Source organism: Bradyrhizobium sp. 186 (assembly GCF_023101685.1).
Classification (GTDB): domain Bacteria; phylum Pseudomonadota; class Alphaproteobacteria; order Rhizobiales; family Xanthobacteraceae; genus Bradyrhizobium.
Genome location: NZ_CP082164.1, coordinates 7,627,843 through 7,643,067, shown reverse-complemented (window position 1 = coordinate 7,643,067; position 15,225 = coordinate 7,627,843). Strand labels below are relative to the sequence as shown.

18 protein-coding genes are annotated in these 15,225 nt (G+C 64.4%); 11 read left to right on the top strand and 7 right to left on the bottom strand.

Features of this window, described 5'->3' with window-relative positions; all coding sequences use genetic code 11:
- Window positions 1-10 precede the first annotated feature (10 nt).
- Complete coding sequence (locus IVB18_RS36875; protein ID WP_247985171.1) at window positions 11-1,105, top strand: extensin family protein; 1,095 nt, start codon at window positions 11-13, stop codon at window positions 1,103-1,105.
- 55 nt (window positions 1,106-1,160) lie between these two features.
- Here the strand turns inward: IVB18_RS36875 and IVB18_RS36870 are convergent, their stop codons facing one another.
- A complete protein-coding gene (locus IVB18_RS36870) occupies window positions 1,161-1,838 on the bottom strand; it encodes a L,D-transpeptidase (protein WP_247985170.1) in 678 nt (225 codons plus the stop codon).
- A gap of 336 nt (window positions 1,839-2,174) precedes the next feature.
- Between IVB18_RS36870 and IVB18_RS36865 the strand changes: the two genes are divergently transcribed.
- The 3 genes from IVB18_RS36865 to IVB18_RS36855 all read left to right on the top strand — a co-directional run bounded on the left by IVB18_RS36865 (window position 2,175) and on the right by IVB18_RS36855 (window position 4,379).
- Complete coding sequence (locus tag IVB18_RS36865; RefSeq protein WP_247985169.1) at window positions 2,175-3,152, top strand: magnesium transporter CorA family protein; 978 nt, start codon at window positions 2,175-2,177, stop codon at window positions 3,150-3,152.
- Window positions 3,153-3,337: 185 nt separating this feature from the next.
- A complete protein-coding gene (locus tag IVB18_RS36860; protein WP_247985168.1) occupies window positions 3,338-3,553 on the top strand; it encodes a hypothetical protein in 216 nt (71 codons plus the stop codon).
- Window positions 3,554-3,749: 196 nt separating this feature from the next.
- On the top strand, window positions 3,750-4,379 hold the full coding sequence (locus IVB18_RS36855; protein WP_247985167.1) for a Uma2 family endonuclease: 630 nt from the start codon (window positions 3,750-3,752) through the stop codon (window positions 4,377-4,379).
- 32 nt (window positions 4,380-4,411) lie between these two features.
- On the opposite strand, the gene IVB18_RS36850 is transcribed toward IVB18_RS36855, so the two are convergent.
- Both IVB18_RS36850 and pdxH read right to left on the bottom strand, forming a co-directional pair.
- Entirely contained in the window at window positions 4,412-5,164 is a 753-nt protein-coding gene (locus tag IVB18_RS36850; RefSeq protein WP_247985166.1) for an SDR family oxidoreductase, read from the bottom strand.
- A 14-nt stretch (window positions 5,165-5,178) separates the two neighbouring features.
- On the bottom strand, window positions 5,179-5,820 hold the full coding sequence (gene pdxH / locus IVB18_RS36845; RefSeq protein ID WP_247985165.1) for a pyridoxamine 5'-phosphate oxidase: 642 nt from the start codon (window positions 5,818-5,820) through the stop codon (window positions 5,179-5,181).
- 113 nt (window positions 5,821-5,933) lie between these two features.
- Between pdxH and IVB18_RS36840 the strand changes: the two genes are divergently transcribed.
- Both IVB18_RS36840 and IVB18_RS36835 read left to right on the top strand, forming a co-directional pair.
- Window positions 5,934-6,341, top strand: coding sequence for an RT0821/Lpp0805 family surface protein (locus IVB18_RS36840; protein WP_247985164.1), 408 nt, complete (start codon window positions 5,934-5,936; stop codon window positions 6,339-6,341).
- A gap of 110 nt (window positions 6,342-6,451) precedes the next feature.
- On the top strand, window positions 6,452-7,411 hold the full coding sequence (locus tag IVB18_RS36835; protein ID WP_247985163.1) for a J domain-containing protein: 960 nt from the start codon (window positions 6,452-6,454) through the stop codon (window positions 7,409-7,411).
- A gap of 326 nt (window positions 7,412-7,737) precedes the next feature.
- Here the strand turns inward: IVB18_RS36835 and IVB18_RS36830 are convergent, their stop codons facing one another.
- On the bottom strand, window positions 7,738-8,508 hold the full coding sequence (locus tag IVB18_RS36830) for an anti-sigma factor (protein WP_247985162.1): 771 nt from the start codon (window positions 8,506-8,508) through the stop codon (window positions 7,738-7,740).
- Window positions 8,509-8,614: 106 nt separating this feature from the next.
- On the bottom strand, window positions 8,615-9,103 hold the full coding sequence (locus IVB18_RS36825) for a sigma-70 family RNA polymerase sigma factor (protein WP_247985161.1): 489 nt from the start codon (window positions 9,101-9,103) through the stop codon (window positions 8,615-8,617).
- 172 nt (window positions 9,104-9,275) lie between these two features.
- On the opposite strand from IVB18_RS36825, the gene fabI reads away from it, so the two are divergent.
- From fabI to aroC, 3 genes are all read left to right on the top strand, one after another.
- On the top strand, window positions 9,276-10,088 hold the full coding sequence (gene fabI / locus IVB18_RS36820) for an enoyl-ACP reductase FabI (protein ID WP_247985160.1): 813 nt from the start codon (window positions 9,276-9,278) through the stop codon (window positions 10,086-10,088).
- Window positions 10,089-10,100: 12 nt separating this feature from the next.
- The gene (locus IVB18_RS36815) at window positions 10,101-10,700 is read left to right on the top strand and encodes a histidine phosphatase family protein (protein ID WP_247985159.1); all 600 of its coding nucleotides are present in this window, start codon (window positions 10,101-10,103) and stop codon (window positions 10,698-10,700) included.
- A 185-nt stretch (window positions 10,701-10,885) separates the two neighbouring features.
- On the top strand, window positions 10,886-11,974 hold the full coding sequence (gene aroC, locus IVB18_RS36810) for a chorismate synthase (RefSeq protein ID WP_247985158.1): 1,089 nt from the start codon (window positions 10,886-10,888) through the stop codon (window positions 11,972-11,974).
- A 33-nt stretch (window positions 11,975-12,007) separates the two neighbouring features.
- Here aroC and IVB18_RS36805 read toward each other — a convergent pair whose 3' ends face one another.
- Window positions 12,008-12,655 carry a TetR/AcrR family transcriptional regulator gene (locus IVB18_RS36805; protein WP_247985157.1) on the bottom strand — a complete coding sequence of 216 codons (648 nt, stop codon included), beginning with the start codon at window positions 12,653-12,655 and terminating at the stop codon, window positions 12,008-12,010.
- A gap of 67 nt (window positions 12,656-12,722) precedes the next feature.
- On the opposite strand from IVB18_RS36805, the gene IVB18_RS36800 reads away from it, so the two are divergent.
- The gene (locus tag IVB18_RS36800) at window positions 12,723-12,965 is read left to right on the top strand and encodes a hypothetical protein (protein WP_247985156.1); all 243 of its coding nucleotides are present in this window, start codon (window positions 12,723-12,725) and stop codon (window positions 12,963-12,965) included.
- Between the two features lie 9 nt (window positions 12,966-12,974).
- Here IVB18_RS36800 and IVB18_RS36795 read toward each other — a convergent pair whose 3' ends face one another.
- A complete protein-coding gene (locus IVB18_RS36795; protein WP_247983193.1) occupies window positions 12,975-14,771 on the bottom strand; it encodes an IS1634 family transposase in 1,797 nt (598 codons plus the stop codon).
- Window positions 14,772-14,951: 180 nt separating this feature from the next.
- Here IVB18_RS36795 and IVB18_RS36790 point away from each other — a divergent pair, with 180 nt between their 5' ends.
- On the top strand, window positions 14,952-15,179 hold the full coding sequence (locus IVB18_RS36790) for an ester cyclase (RefSeq protein WP_247985155.1): 228 nt from the start codon (window positions 14,952-14,954) through the stop codon (window positions 15,177-15,179).
- Window positions 15,180-15,225: the final 46 nt, after the last annotated feature.

Here is a 15,225-nt window from a genome sequence, read left to right as displayed (position 1 = left end):
AAGAATTGTCATGAGTTTTAGCCTGCCGGACTTTCGCCGCAAATGGTCTTGTCGCGGCTATATGTCCGCCGGCGCGGCACTGGTTACCGCCGCGCTTGGGTTATCGCTCGTGCTGCCCGAGCCCGCGGCTGCGCGAAAATATGCTGCGCCGCTCGATATCTTTGGCATTGGTGCACCACGGCCGCGTGGGCCGGTTCATTCAGCCAAAATCCCCTTGCCGAAGCCGCGCCCGGAGGAGGCGCCCAAAGCATCGGACAAGCCTGCATCGGACGCTCCGGCCGCGGAGGGCAAGCCTTCCCCCGAAAAGCCAGGCTCCGACAAGCCTGCCGAGGCGCCGCCGCCCGAGAAACAGGCCTCGGCCTGCCGCCTCGCGTTGACCGAGGAGATCGCGATCGCGCCATCGATCCCGGATATCCGCGGGCCCGGCGGCTGCGGCGGCGAGGATCTGGTGCGGCTGGAAGCCATCGTGCTGCCGGACAGGCGCAAGGTGGCGGTCAAGCCGGCGGCGATCCTCCGCTGCGCCATGGCGTCCGCGATCGCCGATTGGGTGCGGACGGACATGGTGCCGCTGGCCACAAGCCTCGGCTCGAGCATCGCCGATCTCGACAATTTCGACTCCTTCGAGTGCCGCGGCCGTAACCGTATCGTGGGCGCGATGCTGTCCGAGCACGGCAAGGCCAACGCGCTCGACGTCCGCGCGATCAAGCTCGCCAATGGCCAGTCGATCGGCCTGACCGACCGCACCATGTCGCGCGACGTGCGCGAGCGCGTGCTGCATTCGGTCTGCTCCCGCTTCACCACCGTGCTTGGCCCCGGCTCGGACTGGTACCACGAGGACCACATCCATCTCGATCTGGCGCCGCGCCGCAACGATTACCGGATCTGCCAGTGGAACATCTGGGATCCGCTGCCGCAGGTCGCCCCGCTGCTGCCGGCGGAACGGCCCGAAGAGGCTCCGCCGCGCGAGGTCGCGGCCAAGCCGGAGACGAAGGAGGGGGCTGACGACGAGGGGGCGGCGAAGCCTGCCGCACCTGCCGACAAGCCGGCGGCGGATGCCGGCCAGAGCCAGTCGGCGCGTAAGCCGGCAACAAAAAAGCGCCGGTGAAACCGGCGCTTTTGAAAAGCCTCAGGCAAGGCTTGTTGAGTAAGTACTGGCCCGTTTAGTAAGAACCGGAACTGCCGCCCTGAAGCGCGAGACGCGAGTTATAGGGCGAATCGCCGTGCTTCGGCTCGAGCACCACGACGATGGTGCCGACCTTGACGCGGTTGTAGAGGTCGATCGCATCTTCATTGGTCATACGAATGCAGCCCGAGGAGATCGAGGCGCCGATATATTCCGGCTGGTTGGTGCCGTGAATGCGGAACAGCGTGTCCTTGCCGCCCGAGTAGAGGTACATCGCGCGCGAGCCCATCGGATTGTCCGGGCCGGGAGCGACAAAGGTCGGCACGCCCAGACGCGAAATCTCGCCCGGGGTCGGGTGCCAAGCGGGCCACTCGGTCATGCTGCCAACCTTGGCGATGCCGGACCAGGCCATTGCCTCTTCGCCGACGGTGATGCCGTAGCGGATCGCCTTGCCGCCATCCATCACCCAGTAGAGGTAGTGGTTGTCGGAATCGACCACGATCGAGCCGGGCGACTCCTTGCGATGGTAGTCGACGATTGCGCGGCGGAACGGCTCCGCGACCGGGGTGTTTTCGTACCGGACCTTGGCGAGCAGTTCCTTGTCCTTCGGCTTGAAGGCCTTGGTGTCGGTCGCTTCAAAATGCGTGGCCTGCATGCAGCCCGACAGCATCAGGCCGGCAGCCAAAATAACCAACTTAACTTTCAGCGACGACATGGTTTGGTTCCAATCAAAACAATACCGCGCGGGAACCTTGAGCTTACCGCCCAAGTTCCTCGACTCCGTTAATCCCATTATCGTTGAAATCTGCCACAATTCCAGCGCTTAACGGCTTTTCCCGCGCTGCGAGACCCAAGCTGTGGCTTTTTTGCCGCAAGTTTTGCGGTCTTGGGGCGGTTTTCGGGCAAAGCGTGGCCGGATGTGCCTCCTTGCCGCGATTGAGCCGCGGGGCAGCCACAAATGCAAACGCTCCGTTAATGTGGTTGTCATCATGAACTTGTCAGAATCGCGCTAAGGGGCCGCTGGTCGGCCGCAGGTCTCGCTGGAGTTGTCATGTTTTCGGTATTTGTTCCCTCCGAGGCCTCCCTGAAGAAGGCTGTTGTCGACGATCTCACCGTGTTGCCGGACAGCGCCGTCTGGATCGATCTGTTCACTCCGACCGCGGCCGAGGACAAAGCGGTGGAGCGGTTGGCGGGCATCGCGATCCCGACCCGGGAAGACATGCAGGAGATCGAGATCTCCAGCCGCCTCTACATCGAGAATGGCGCGCGCTACATGACTGCGACGCTGATGTGCCACTCTGATACGGACATGCCCCGGACCACGGCGGTGACCTTCATCCTGGGCGACCACCGCCTGGTGACGGTGCGTTACGACCTGCCGAAGCCCTTTGCGCTGGTCGAGGCCAAGCTGGCCCGCTCCTGTACGCCAGGGCTCACGGGCGAGATGGTGCTGATGGAACTGCTCGACGCGGTGATCGACCGCTGCGCCGACATTCTGGAGCGATGTGGCGCCGAGATCGACCAGGTCTCGCATGACATCTTCGAGCCCGAGAGCGAACGCCACGGTCACGCCAAGCAATACTCCCAGATCCTGATCTCGATCGGCCGCAAGGGCGATTTGACCTCCAAGGTTCGCGAGAGCCTGGTCTCGATCGGCCGCGTCGTCGCCTTCCTCTCGGCGGTGGTGGAAGGCGTGAAATGGTCGAAGGACATGCGCGAGCAGCTCAAGACCATGCAGCGCGACGTCGTCTCGCTGACCGACCACGCCTCCTACCTCTCCAGCAAGATCACCTTCGTGCTCGACGCCATGCTCGGCGTTGTTAATCTCGAGCAGAACAACATCATCAAGCTGTTTTCGGTCATGGCCGTTGTCCTGATGCCGCCGACGCTGATCGCCTCGATCTACGGCATGAACTTCAAGGCGATGCCGGAACTCGAATGGGCGCACGGTTATCCGCTGGCGCTGGTGCTGATGCTGATCGCAGCCATCGTTCCGTACTGGATCTTCAAGTGGAAGAAGTGGCTCTAATAGCTACCGAGACCTTACGGCGGTCGTAGAGAGACGGCGGATGGTGTCGCAGAATAGATCGGGATTGAGGCCGCGCGGTGATGCGTGCGCTCCGCCCCAATTCCTCCGGTAAAATTTGAGCGGTGGGCTGAACGTTTACGCGAAACTTGTCTGCGATAAACAGCGTGTAGCCGCGAGGAACAGCCATGGTTGAAAAACACATAACGTCGCCCCGCAACGTCATCGATCTGGCGAACTATCGTCAGATCCTGGCGAGCGGCAAGGCGTCGTCGATGTCGGCACGCATGTGCCGGCACTGTGGTGCTCCGCTGCTCGACGGTGAGAACGACGACGATTGCTCGACTGCATCCAACGCCGCTCCGCGGCTGCGCGAACAGTCGCGTCGGTTTCGCGCCGATTGAGAACGGAAGGGTCAAGGCGATCCAGGTCTTGCGGCGGCTTTGTCTGGATCGCCTTGCTCTCGTGCCCTTAGTGCTTCCCTGATATTCAGACGCAGTGTCTGATTTGGGTGGTGGCGCGCGTTCCAGCCCCTCTTATCTCTATTGGCGTTCACGGCGGAGCCGATTAGGCTGTCGCCCTGCGACGTCGGAGACGCCGATGGGTGTTGGAATCAAGGAACCCACCAGGGCCGGGCGTATGTCCGGTGAGCGCTTCCGTGCGTTCCAGGAAGGTCGCCCGGACCATGAACGCTGGGAGCTCGTTGCAGGTGTCCCGATGATGATGACCCCGCCGACGATCGCGCACAACCGTATCGCAGGAAATCTCGAGCGTCTGCTCAATGATGCACTCGCGGATCACGACCAGAGTCGGATCGCAATGCAGCGTCCGGGCATCGAACTCGGATCGGGCGAATTTCGGCCGGAGCCGGATGTCGCGGTCATCGATGCCGACTATGAGCCGGACCAGAGGTTCGTCGAGCGAGCTTACCTGCTGGCGGAAATCGTCTCTGCCACCGACGGGGCACGGGTGCCGGACACGGAGACGAGGTGGATCGATGTAAAGCGAACCATCTATCTCGCTCATGCGGCCTGCGAAGCGGTGCTCATCATAGAGCAGGACCGCATGGAAGTTCGTCTCGACACCAGGACGCCGAGTGGTTGGAGTTCGCAAACGCTCGGCGCGGCCGATGATCTGAAGCTGCCCGCATTCGGGCTGCAATGCGCGGTTGCCGATCTCTATGAGGGGACGCCGTTGCAGCCTCGCCGCACCCGAAGGCGCCCCGCCTGAGGCGCTGTCAGACTCTCTGCTCGCAATGGCGCTTACACGTGCTGGCCGCCATTGATATGGATCTCGGCGCCGTTCACGTAGGACGATGTTTCCGTGCACAGCACGTAGATGATCTTGGCGACCTCGTCGGGCGTGCCGAGCCGGTGCATCGGGATCTGCTGCTCCACGATCTTCTCGGTGCCCGGCGACAGGATCGAGGTGTCGATCTCGCCCGGCGCGATCGCGTTGACGCGCACGCCGACGCGGCCGAAGTCCGAGGCCATCTCGCGCGTCAGGGATGCGAGTGCGGCCTTGGAGGTGGCGTAGGCGGCGCCCGCGAAGGGATGCACCCGCGAGCCCGCGATCGACGTGACGTTTACCACCGAGCCCTTGGCCGTCTTCAACTCCTCGATCAGTCCGCGCGCGATCATGATCGGCGCGAAGAAGTTGACGTGGAACACATGCGTCCAGGTGTCGAGATCGGTGTCGACCGAGCCGAGCCGGCTACCGCCCGGTCCCTTCGGCGAGATCGCGGCGTTGTTGACCAGCGCATGCAGCATGCCGCCTTCGAGGCGGTTGCGGATGTCGGAGATCGCGCGTGCGGTGTCCGTGGGATTGCCGAGATCGACCTGGATGTGATCCTCGGGGCCCGCGTCCCACGGGCAGTCCTCGGGGAACGGGTGCCGCGAGCAGGTGATGACGCGCCAGCCCGCCGAGGAGAATCGGATCACGGTGGCGTGGCCGATGCCGCGGCTGGCTCCGGTCAGGAGCAGCGTGCGGCGCGGCGCATTGGAGGGCTGCGGCATGAAGGTCTTTCAGGTCAGGGGTACATTCGCGTCTTGGACCACGGCTGGCCGGCCGCGTCACGGCGAAATTCGATGCGGTCGTGCAGGCGGAATGGGCGGTCGTGCCAGAACTCGATGCGCGACGGCGTGATACGCCAGCCGCTCCAGCCCGGCGGCCGCGGCACCTCGCCGATGACGTGCTTGGCCGCGACCTTGGCGATCGCCTGCTCGAAGGCGAAGCGGCTTTCCAGCGGCTGCGACTGCTTGCTCGCCCAGGCGCCGATCTGCGCCTGCTTGGGGCGGGTGGCGAAATAGGCGTCGGCCTCGGCGTCGGTCACCGGCGTCACGTTGCCGCGGATGCGGACCTGACGGCGCAGCGACTTCCAGTGAAAAAGTAACGCCGCCTTAGGATTTGCGGCGAGTTCGCGGCCCTTCTGGCTCGCGATGTGGCTGTAGAAGACGAAACCCTCGGTATCGAAGCCTTTCATCAGCACCATGCGCACGTCCGGCAGCCCGTCCGCGTCGACGGTTGCGAGCGCCATGGCGTTCGGATCGTTCGGCTCGCTCTTGATCGCCTCGTTCAGCCAGGCCTCGAACAGCGCAAAAGGTTCGTCGGCGGCGGTGAAATCACCGGATGTTAAGGGTGTCTGGTGTTTCATCGAGGTCGTGTCGCTCATGTCTGGAGTCCGAGTTGCGTCCCGCGGCCCAAAACGCGTTGTTGTCCGCTACCGCCCTATATAGGGCATGGGGGCGCGTTGGCCTATCGGCGATCGGGCCGTCCGGCTTTGTCATGACGCTGATTCTGATCGGGCTCGGCGCCGGCGGCTGCAGCTTTTCCCGCAGTGACAGCAGTGCCTACGCCAAGGCCGACGACAGCGACCTCACCGGCTCGATCGCGCGGCCGGCAAAGGAGGCAGCACCGACCGAGACCGATCTCGCCTTCGCCCGTAATGCGGCTTCCGACGTCCTGAGCAAGGGCGACAAGGATTCCAGCCAGCACTGGGAGAATCCGGAGACCGGGGCGCGCGGCTCGGTGACGCCGATTGCGCAGTCATATGCCGCGGAGGACGGCCGCAAGTGCCGGGATTTCTTGGCGAGCTTCGTCAACCGCAATACCGAAAGCTGGCTTCAGGGCGCCGGCTGCCAAAGCAGCCGTGGCCGTTGGGAGATTCATACGCTAAAGCCGTGGCGGAGTTAGGAATCGGCTCCGCGGGCTAGTTGCAAAAATGCCACTCGTCCCCCACATGAAACGCAGGTGGGGCGGGGAGCCCTTTGAACACATCGATTTCCCAAGAGGAGACGTGACGGATGCGCGACCCCTATGAGGTCTTGGGGGTGCCGCGGAGCGCCAACGCTGCCGCGATCAAGAGCGCCTATCGCAAGCTTGCCAAGAAGCATCATCCAGACAGCAACAAGAACGACCCGAAGGCCGCCGAGCGCTTCGCTGAGCTCAATTCGGCCAACGAGATCCTCGGCGACGAGGACAAGCGCAAGCAGTTCGACCGCGGCGAGATCGACGCCGACGGCAAGCCGCGCTTCCAGGGCTTTCCGGGCGGTGGCGCGCGCGGGCGGGCGGGTCCCGGCGGGTTCGAGAGCTACACGTTCCGCGGCGGTGGCGCAGGCCCTGGCCAGGGCGGTGGTGCGTTCGAGGACATCCTCAACAGCATGTTCGGCGGCGGGCAGCGTGCGCGGCCCGGGGCCGGCGGCGCCGGGCAGTTCGAATTCGACACCGGCGGGATTGGAGTCGATCTCGACCTGAACGTCGCCATGACCGTCTCGCTGGAAGAGTCGGTGCAGGGCGGGGAGAAGCGCGTCCGGCTGCCGACAGGCAAGGAGCTCAACGTCAAGATTCCGGTCGGCGTCGTCAGCGGCCAGCAGATCCGGCTGAAGGGACAGGGCGAGACCGCGCACGGCCATCCGCCCGGCGATCTCCTGATCACCATCACCGTCGCACCGCACGCCTTCTTCAAGGTCGAGGGCGCCGATTTGCGGATCGACCTGCCGGTCACGCTCTACGAAGCGGTGCTCGGCGGCAAGGTTCGCGTGCCCACGCTCGGCAATGCCGTGGAGCTCTCGGTTCCCAAGAATACCTCCAGCGGCCGGACCTTCCGTCTCAAGGGCAAGGGCCTGCCGAAAGCTGGCGGAACCGGGGATCTCTTCGTCACCATCAGGATTATGCTACCGGACGGGAACGACGCCGAGCTTGAGGCATTGATGGAGAAGTGGCGGGACCAACACCCCTACAATCCACGTAGCGGGCTTGGTTAGGGCGAGATCGCAAGCTGAAGGGGTTCTCCTAAAGGCTGAGAGCATTCTGCCAACGGATGATGCTCATCATATGCCCGAGGCGTGGTAGCGCTCGACGCTCACGTGCTCGACGTGTCGGCTGTCCGGCGGGGCAGCCGATAAAAAGGTGCGGCCTCGAGAGGGGGACCAGCGCGGTACCAAAAACCCCAATCGAGGCCGCCCGCGTCGATCGGCGGATCGAACGCTGCTCAGTTTCGCGTGAGCATGCGGTGCGATAATGAGACGCGCCGATGTCTTGATTCCAAATTTTCAATGTCGGAATCGAGGCACCGCGCTCTGGCGGTTGTCTAGGTGCCGTTTTTCTCGGCTTGGTCGTAAATGGCCTGCGCCACCTTGGTCAGCCGGTCGCGGTCATTGCCGCCGCTGACGACGTAGCCGACGCCGCGGTCGGCCCAGAACAGCGCGCCGTCCTTGTCCGTCCTGGCGTAGCGCATCTGCGTCGCGCCGCTTTCGGTCTTGGCGGTGTAGATCGTGTACCGCTCGCCCGAGGCGCCCTCATACATCAGGAACGACGCCGGCCCGCTCGGCCCCGGCAGCAGCCGGCCGCCGACGAGTTTCAACCCGCTCGCCTCCAGATTCGGTGCGAACACGGTCCAGCCGCAGCGCCTGGTCAGCCAGGCCTGAAGATGGTCGCGCTCGTTACCGCCGACCTCGACGGGGTGGCGGACCTCGACGACATAGAGCCGGTGGGCGTCGAGTGCATCGGTCGTGAAACTCTGGAAGGTCGAGGGCGCGTTGGCGGCGCCGTGCGCCACCCACCCGGCCGTGCCGCCGGCAATGAAGGCAACCAGCACGGCCGCGGCGGCGCCATAGAGCCATTGCCGGGGACGGCGTTCCAGCCGCTCCAGCTCCAGCCGCGCCGGCACCGGCTCCTGCGCGACGGCGTCGTAGCGGGCGTGCAGCATCTCGGCCATGGCGCGCCAGGATTGCACCCGCTCCGCGTCCTCGGGGTGGGCGGCGAGCCAGGCCTCGACGTCGACGCAGCGCTCGGCCGGCAGCTCGCCGTCGACATAGGCGTGCAGCTCGTCCTCGGTCACTGAAATCCTGTGGTCGTTCATATCGGTCGTCTCTGGCTCTGCGGCCCAAAATATCGTTCGCGGCTTACCTGCGTTTTGTCCCTCTGCGCGCAGAGGACGCGACATGCGCGATGCATTAACCCTGCCATCATTTCACCCGCCTGAGCGACGGGCGCTCACCCTCCAGCGACGCTTTAACGTGGGCGCGCGCCCGCGCCAGGCGCGACATCACGGTTCCGATCGGCACGCCCTGGATGTCGGCGACCTCGCGGTAGCTCATGCCCTCCAGCATCACCAGCAGCAGCACCGAGCGCTGCTCCTCGACGAGGGTGGCCAGCGCTCTCTCGATGTCGCGCCCTTCGGCTTCGGTCCCGCTGGCATCCGGGTTGTTATCCGTCAGTTGCATGAATTGCGGTCGCCTTGCCAGCGAGCGCCGTCGGTTCTTGTTGAGGTTGGTCAGGATCGTGTAGAGCCAGCTCCTGATGTCGCCTCCGAGAAACAATCGCTCCGAACGCAACGCACGCACCAAGGTGTCCTGCACCAGATCGTCGGCCGCATCCGCGTCGCGCGTCAGCGCGCGGGCGTAGCGGCGTAACGCCGGGATCATGGCTTCCACGCTCTGACGAAATGCAATCATTGCCGTCTTGACGTCCTGACATTCGGCGCGAGCGCCTCAACGATCATAACACCCGAACGGAACGGCTATTCCGGCGCTCGGAACAGCGTTAACGCCGCGTATTAGGACTGTACCGCGCAGGAGGGCTGGTGTACCTCCAGACCTCAACCCCGCTCGATGGGACATCAAGAAAATGGCGCAGAATTCAGGTCTGATGCAGGGCAAGCGGGGGGTGATCCTCGGCGTTGCCAACAACCGCTCGATCGCCTGGGGCATCGCCAAGGCATGCCACGCCGCCGGCGCCGAGCTCGCGTTCACCTACCAGGGCGATGCGCTGAAGAAGCGCGTCGAGCCGCTCGCCGCTGAGATCGGCGGGCTCGTACTCGGCCATTGCGACGTCACCGACGCCGCGACCATCGACGCCGCGTTCGCGGTGCTGCAGGAGAAGTGGGGCAAGATCGACTTCCTGGTGCACGCGATCGCCTATGGCGAGCAGCTCGACGGGCGCTACGTCGACACCACGCAGGAGAATTTCACCAAGTCGATGCTGATCTCCTGCTACTCGCTGACCGCGGTCACGCAGCGCGCCGAGAAGCTGATGACCGACGGCGGTTCGATCATCACGCTCAGCTATTACGGCGCCGAGAAGTGGATGCCGCATTACAACGTGATGGGCGTGGCAAAAGCTGCGCTGGAAGCCAGCGTGCGTTATCTCGCGGCCGACCTCGGCGAGAAGAATATCCGCGTCAACGCGATCTCGGCAGGGCCCATCAAGACGCTCGCCGCCTCCGGCATCGGCGATTTCCGCTATATCCTGAAGTGGAACGAGCACAACGCGCCGATGCGGCGCAACGTGTCGACCGAGGATGTCGGTGGCAGCGCGCTGTATTTCCTCTCCGACCTGTCGCGCGGCGTCACCGGCGAGGTGCATCACGTCGATTCCGGCTACCACGTGCTCGGCATGAAGCGGCCTGACGCCCCGGACATCTCGTTCGGCAAGGACTAATCTTCACCAGCAATGCCCGCGCCCACGATCTACTTCCTTCGCCACGGCGAGACCGAGTGGAATGCGCTCGGGCGGCTCCAGGGCACCAGGGACATTCCGCTGAACGCACGCGGCCGCGGCCAGGCCGTCCACGCCGCGGGTATCCTGGCCGATCTCTTCAAACGCGATGGACAGGACAGGGCGGCGCTGCCTTACGTGTCGAGCCCGCTCGGCCGCGCGCGCATGACCATAGAGCTCGCGCGGGCCAAGCTCGAATTGCCGCCTGCCGACTATTCGCTCGACGATCGCCTGCGCGAGATCGGCTACGGCGTCTGGGAGGGACTGACGCTGGCCGAGAGCGAGGCATCCGATCCCGAGGTCTATGCAAGGCGCCTTGCCGACAAATGGACGGTGGGCCCAAGCGGCGGCGAGACCTATGCCGACGTGCAGGCCCGCATGCTCGACTGGCACGAGTCGCTGCTGGTCGACACGGTCGCGGTCGCCCATGGCGGCACCTGCCGGGCCCTGATGGTCGCCCTCGGCATCGAAACCCCGGCCAGCGCCGCCGAGCTCTATATCGAGCAGGGCGCCGTCTACGTGTTCCGCGACGGCCGGCTGGAGAAGCATAGTTAACCGCGGAGCTGCTTCCTCCGCCGTCATGCCCGGGCTTGTCCAGGCTTGTCCCGGGCATCCACGCACTTTCTCGCGGGGCTAAGATCGTAGATGGCCGGGACAAGCCCGGCCACGACGTGGCGGCATTTGACCCTCATATCAGGGCGCGTTACGACAAGTCAGAACTGACTTACGAGCGAGCCGCGATGTCCTTCAACACCTTCGGCCACATGTTCCGCGTCACCACCTTTGGCGAGAGCCACGGGGTGGCGATCGGCTGCGTGGTCGACGGCTGTCCTCCCCTGATCCCGCTCACCGAGGCCGACATCCAGCGTGACCTCGATCGGCGCCGGCCCGGCCAGTCGCGCTTCACCACACAGCGTCAGGAGCCGGACCAGGTCAAGATCCTCTCCGGCGTGATGGCGCATCCGGAAACCGGCGTGCAGGTGACGACGGGCACGCCGATCGGGCTTCTGATCGAGAACACCGACCAGCGCTCGAAGGACTATTCCGAGATCAAGGACAAGTTTCGCCCCGGCCACGCCGATTTCACCTACGAGGCCAAATACGGCCTGCGCGATTATCGCGGCGGCGGCCGTTCCTCGGCGCGCGAGACCGCGATGCGGGTCGCCGCCGGTGCCATCGCGCGAAAGGTGCTGCCCGACGTCAAGGTGCGCGGCGCGCTGGTGCAGATGGGCGCGCATAAGATCGACCGCGACAAGTGGGACTGGGACGAGATCGCCAACAATCCGTTCTTCTGTCCCGACAAGGACAAGGCGGCATTCTTCGAGACCTATCTCGACGGCATCCGCAAGAGCGGCTCCTCGATCGGCGCAGTGCTCGAGATCGTCGCCGAAGGCGTGCCGGCAGGATTGGGCGCGCCGATCTACGCCAAGCTCGATGCCGAACTCGCCTCCGCGATGATGAGCATCAACGCGGTGAAGGGCGTCGAGATCGGCGCCGGCTTTGGCGCCGCCGAATTGACCGGCGAAGAGAACGCCGACGAGATGCGCACCGGCAATGACGCCACGCGCTTTCTGTCCAACCATGCCGGTGGCGTTCTGGGTGGCATCTCCACGGGACAGCCGGTGGTGGTGCGCTTCGCGGTGAAGCCGACCTCGTCGATCCTGCAACCGCGCTTGACGGTCGATCGCAACGGCGCCGACACCGAGATCATGACCAAGGGCCGCCACGACCCCTGCGTCGGCATCCGCGCCGTCCCTGTCGGCGAAGCCATGATGGCATGCGTGCTGGCGGATCATTTCCTGCGCGACCGCGGTCAAGTCGGGCGCTGACAAAGGTCGTTTCGGAAACGTTCGCGCCGCGGCTTATTTGCGGCGCGCCTCCGCAGCATCGATCCGCGCTTGGTTCACCAGCGCCTGCGCCGCCCACGCGGCGGCGGCGAGCGCCTCGTCGACGCTGGCGCCACCGATGTCGCGGATCGCCAGTGCGGCCTCGCTGCCCATCACCATCGACAGCGCGTGCGCGAGGCGCTTGCGCGCCGAGGGCGCGAGCTCCCCTTTCAGCGACTCGACGATCGGCTCGATGTATTTCATTCGCCGGCCGGGCCGCGGCGGCCGCCCGCTCGGATCGTTGTCGAGCCATACGGCCATGAACGAGCGCTCCATCACGTGCAGGCCGACTTCGTCATCAAGTAACAGTTTCATCATTTCGCGCGCGGCACGCGAGATGCCGTCCGCCGCGTCGTCGCCAGAGTGCCAGAAGTGCTCCAACGGCAGCAATCCACGTTCGGTCGCTGTCTCGCTGATCAGAGCCTCGACCGACGAGAAGTAGCGATAGGCCGTGGCGCGTGACACCAGCGCACGCTCGGCCACTTCGGCAAACGTGGGGTTGCGCCCCTCGTCGCGAAACGCCATCGCGGCGTCGATCAGGGCTTGGCGCGTGCGGCGCTTCTGGTTTGCGCGGCCATCAGTCTCGACCGCATCGGCGCGGCGGCTTGACTTCTTGTCGGACATATGAGACATGCGTCTTATTAAGAGAAAAGTGTCTCCTTATAGACCATTATCCAGCCAAAGGAAACCCATGAACGCCGAATTGCAGCAGACCTTCGATCGCATGATCGATCGCCACTTCCGTTTCGAGGCCGAAGACAACGTCGATGGCGTTTTGAGCACGATAGTGGATGACGTCGAGCACGACGTCGTCGGCAATCCAACCGGCCCGGTGCGCGGCAAAACCGCCGCTCGCGGCTTCTACGACGCCTTATTCGCCGACCTATCCCGTCTTCGCGGATTGGCGGGTTTTGAAGATACCCGGTCGTTGTAAATCAAAGGCTTATGTCAAAAGGTCTTCACTACGGCGGTTGGCTTGGGTGACGGCGGCTGTGGTGATCCTGGGCGGCGGCTGCGGTGGCAGGCGGAGTTTCAGCCGGTCGATCAGGAGCTGCAGTTCGGGTTCTGGGTGGGTATAGCGAGTGAGCAGGATCTCGCGCCCGTCGGTGGTCGGCAGATGGACGTCGATCATCTGGACGGCGGCGAACTTTTCGAGCGCGCTGCGCGCGGTCAGCCCGGGCGCCAGCGCATGAAGGCGACGGGTCAGCGTGATCTGCATGCAGTAGGCCAGGAAGGCGATGAAGATGTGGGCTTCGATCCGCTTCTCGTCCTGATGGAAGACCGGACGGATCGCCAGGTCGCCTTTGAGATTGCGGAAGGCCTCTTCGACGGCGACGAGCTGGGTGTAGTATTGCCATAGTTGGGCGGGATCGTTGTCGCTGAGATTGGTGCGCAGCAGGTAGCGGCCTTCGCGCCGCCGTGTCGTTCGCAGCTTCTTGCGATTGAGCGCGAAGGTGAAGCTCGGGCGCTCCTTGTCGATCTCGATATCAACCAGACGCCAGGCGGCCGGCGCCTTCGAACGCGCGCCGCCGAGTTTCATCAGCAGCTCTTCGCGCGTGACCTCCATCGCGTCGATTTGCCGGAGCCGCCTCCACAGCCACTTCAACTGCCGCCGCCGCATCGCGCGTTCCTTGGTGACCCGATCGGCGCTTTGCGCGAAGACATAAAGCTCGCCGTCCTCGGCCAACAGCTTCACCTTCACGCCCTCCCGCGCCTCCTGCCATGGCTTTTGCAGCAGGTGCTTCTCCAGCCGGTTCAGGCGTCCCTTCGGCGTTCCCACCAGATACTGCACCGGCGGATCGCTGTTGCGCATCTCGGCCAGCACCGCCTCGGTCGGCACGCCGCGATCCATCACCCAGACCCGCCGCGCCTTGCCATATTGCAGTTCGATCTTGCCCAGGAACATCCGCAGCGTCTTGCTGTCGGCGGTGTTGCCGGGCAGCACCTCGTAAGCCAGCGGCAAGCCGTCCGGCGTCACCACCAGCGCGATCACGACTTGCGGGCAGTCCGGCCGCTTGTCGCGGCTGTAGCCGTGGCGGCGCTTGCTGCCTTGCGGCAAGTCCGAGGCGTTGACCTCGAAGTAGGTGCTGGTCAGATCGTACAGCAGCACGTCGAAGTCGGCGTTGAACAGATCGCGCCAACGCCCGACCAGATGCGAGAACAGCGCCTCCTTATGCTCGAGCAACAGGTCATGGCAGGCATAGAGCTTGTGCTCTTCAGCCAGGCCGAAGTCAGTCCCCAAGAGATCGGCCATCGCGCTGTTGCCGAACCATTGCCGATGTAGCCGCCATTCGCTGCCCGGCGCGATCAGCCGATAGGTCGCGAGCACTTGCAGGATTTGATCCCACCTCGTCTTCTTGCGGCTCGGGGGCAACCGATCGGCCCAGAACCGATCAAGCTGAAGTTCCTGCCACAACTGCCCGGCCAGCCAGCACGCGCCCCATTGGCGTGGGCGACGAAGCTGCATCTCGGACAGGCGAAGCTGAACGACAGACGCATCGCCTGCGACCGCATCGCATCGATCCTCCGGGAATAGCGCCAGTGTCCGCGGGCGGCCGGCATCCTCGTCGAACACCTCGATCGCCTTGCGCCAGGCCGCCGCCTGCGAAGAGTTGATCTCGCCGAGATACAGCACATGCCGCTGTACCACGCGTCCGTCGTCGAGCCGCTTGCTCTCGACGACGTTCCAGTAATGGTGCGCCTTGCCGTTCTTCTTTCGCTCGGTGCGTCGCAGGAACATGACGCGCAGAATCTATCCGCATCATCCCGCCCTTGGGAATCGGGTAGGTCTTCACTACAGCCATTTTCGGCCGAATCCGACGACCTCGCTCCTTGCAAATCAATCACTTAGCCGAGCAAAAAATCTCAAAATCCGCGATTTCGAGCGCGAATCCGCGAAGTCGGGCTATCGGGCGAGAAGGTGACCACGCTGCGGCGCTACTACGGGCCGGACTTCGTAGTCGATGAGAGTCTGTGGGAAGGCACCGCACCCGGTGCGCCGTTCGGTATTCGCGGCCACGGGCGCAAACTGAGTTTCCGCCTGCTGCACGTATTCGACATGGCGCCCGACGGGCAGATCAAGCGCGAGAATGTATGGCTCGATTTCGCGTCGATCCTGCAGCAGCTCAACGCGCCACAAGCCGCTTGAGACCGGCACAGGTCGTCGAGGACCAACCGCATGAACGACAACCCGC

Coding starts and splice junctions, on each gene's coding strand:
- IVB18_RS36875 (WP_247985171.1), top strand. CDS start 11: ATGAGTTTTAGCCTGCCGGACTTTCGCCGCAAATGGTCTTGTCGCGGC.
- IVB18_RS36870 (WP_247985170.1), bottom strand. CDS start 1,838: ATGTCGTCGCTGAAAGTTAAGTTGGTTATTTTGGCTGCCGGCCTGATG.
- IVB18_RS36865 (WP_247985169.1), top strand. CDS start 2,175: ATGTTTTCGGTATTTGTTCCCTCCGAGGCCTCCCTGAAGAAGGCTGTT.
- IVB18_RS36860 (WP_247985168.1), top strand. CDS start 3,338: ATGGTTGAAAAACACATAACGTCGCCCCGCAACGTCATCGATCTGGCG.
- IVB18_RS36855 (WP_247985167.1), top strand. CDS start 3,750: ATGGGTGTTGGAATCAAGGAACCCACCAGGGCCGGGCGTATGTCCGGT.
- IVB18_RS36850 (WP_247985166.1), bottom strand. CDS start 5,164: ATGCCGCAGCCCTCCAATGCGCCGCGCCGCACGCTGCTCCTGACCGGA.
- pdxH (WP_247985165.1), bottom strand. CDS start 5,820: ATGAGCGACACGACCTCGATGAAACACCAGACACCCTTAACATCCGGT.
- IVB18_RS36840 (WP_247985164.1), top strand. CDS start 5,934: ATGACGCTGATTCTGATCGGGCTCGGCGCCGGCGGCTGCAGCTTTTCC.
- IVB18_RS36835 (WP_247985163.1), top strand. CDS start 6,452: ATGCGCGACCCCTATGAGGTCTTGGGGGTGCCGCGGAGCGCCAACGCT.
- IVB18_RS36830 (WP_247985162.1), bottom strand. CDS start 8,508: ATGAACGACCACAGGATTTCAGTGACCGAGGACGAGCTGCACGCCTAT.
- IVB18_RS36825 (WP_247985161.1), bottom strand. CDS start 9,103: ATGATTGCATTTCGTCAGAGCGTGGAAGCCATGATCCCGGCGTTACGC.
- fabI (WP_247985160.1), top strand. CDS start 9,276: ATGGCGCAGAATTCAGGTCTGATGCAGGGCAAGCGGGGGGTGATCCTC.
- IVB18_RS36815 (WP_247985159.1), top strand. CDS start 10,101: ATGCCCGCGCCCACGATCTACTTCCTTCGCCACGGCGAGACCGAGTGG.
- aroC (WP_247985158.1), top strand. CDS start 10,886: ATGTCCTTCAACACCTTCGGCCACATGTTCCGCGTCACCACCTTTGGC.
- IVB18_RS36805 (WP_247985157.1), bottom strand. CDS start 12,655: ATGTCCGACAAGAAGTCAAGCCGCCGCGCCGATGCGGTCGAGACTGAT.
- IVB18_RS36800 (WP_247985156.1), top strand. CDS start 12,723: ATGAACGCCGAATTGCAGCAGACCTTCGATCGCATGATCGATCGCCAC.
- IVB18_RS36795 (WP_247983193.1), bottom strand. CDS start 14,771: ATGTTCCTGCGACGCACCGAGCGAAAGAAGAACGGCAAGGCGCACCAT.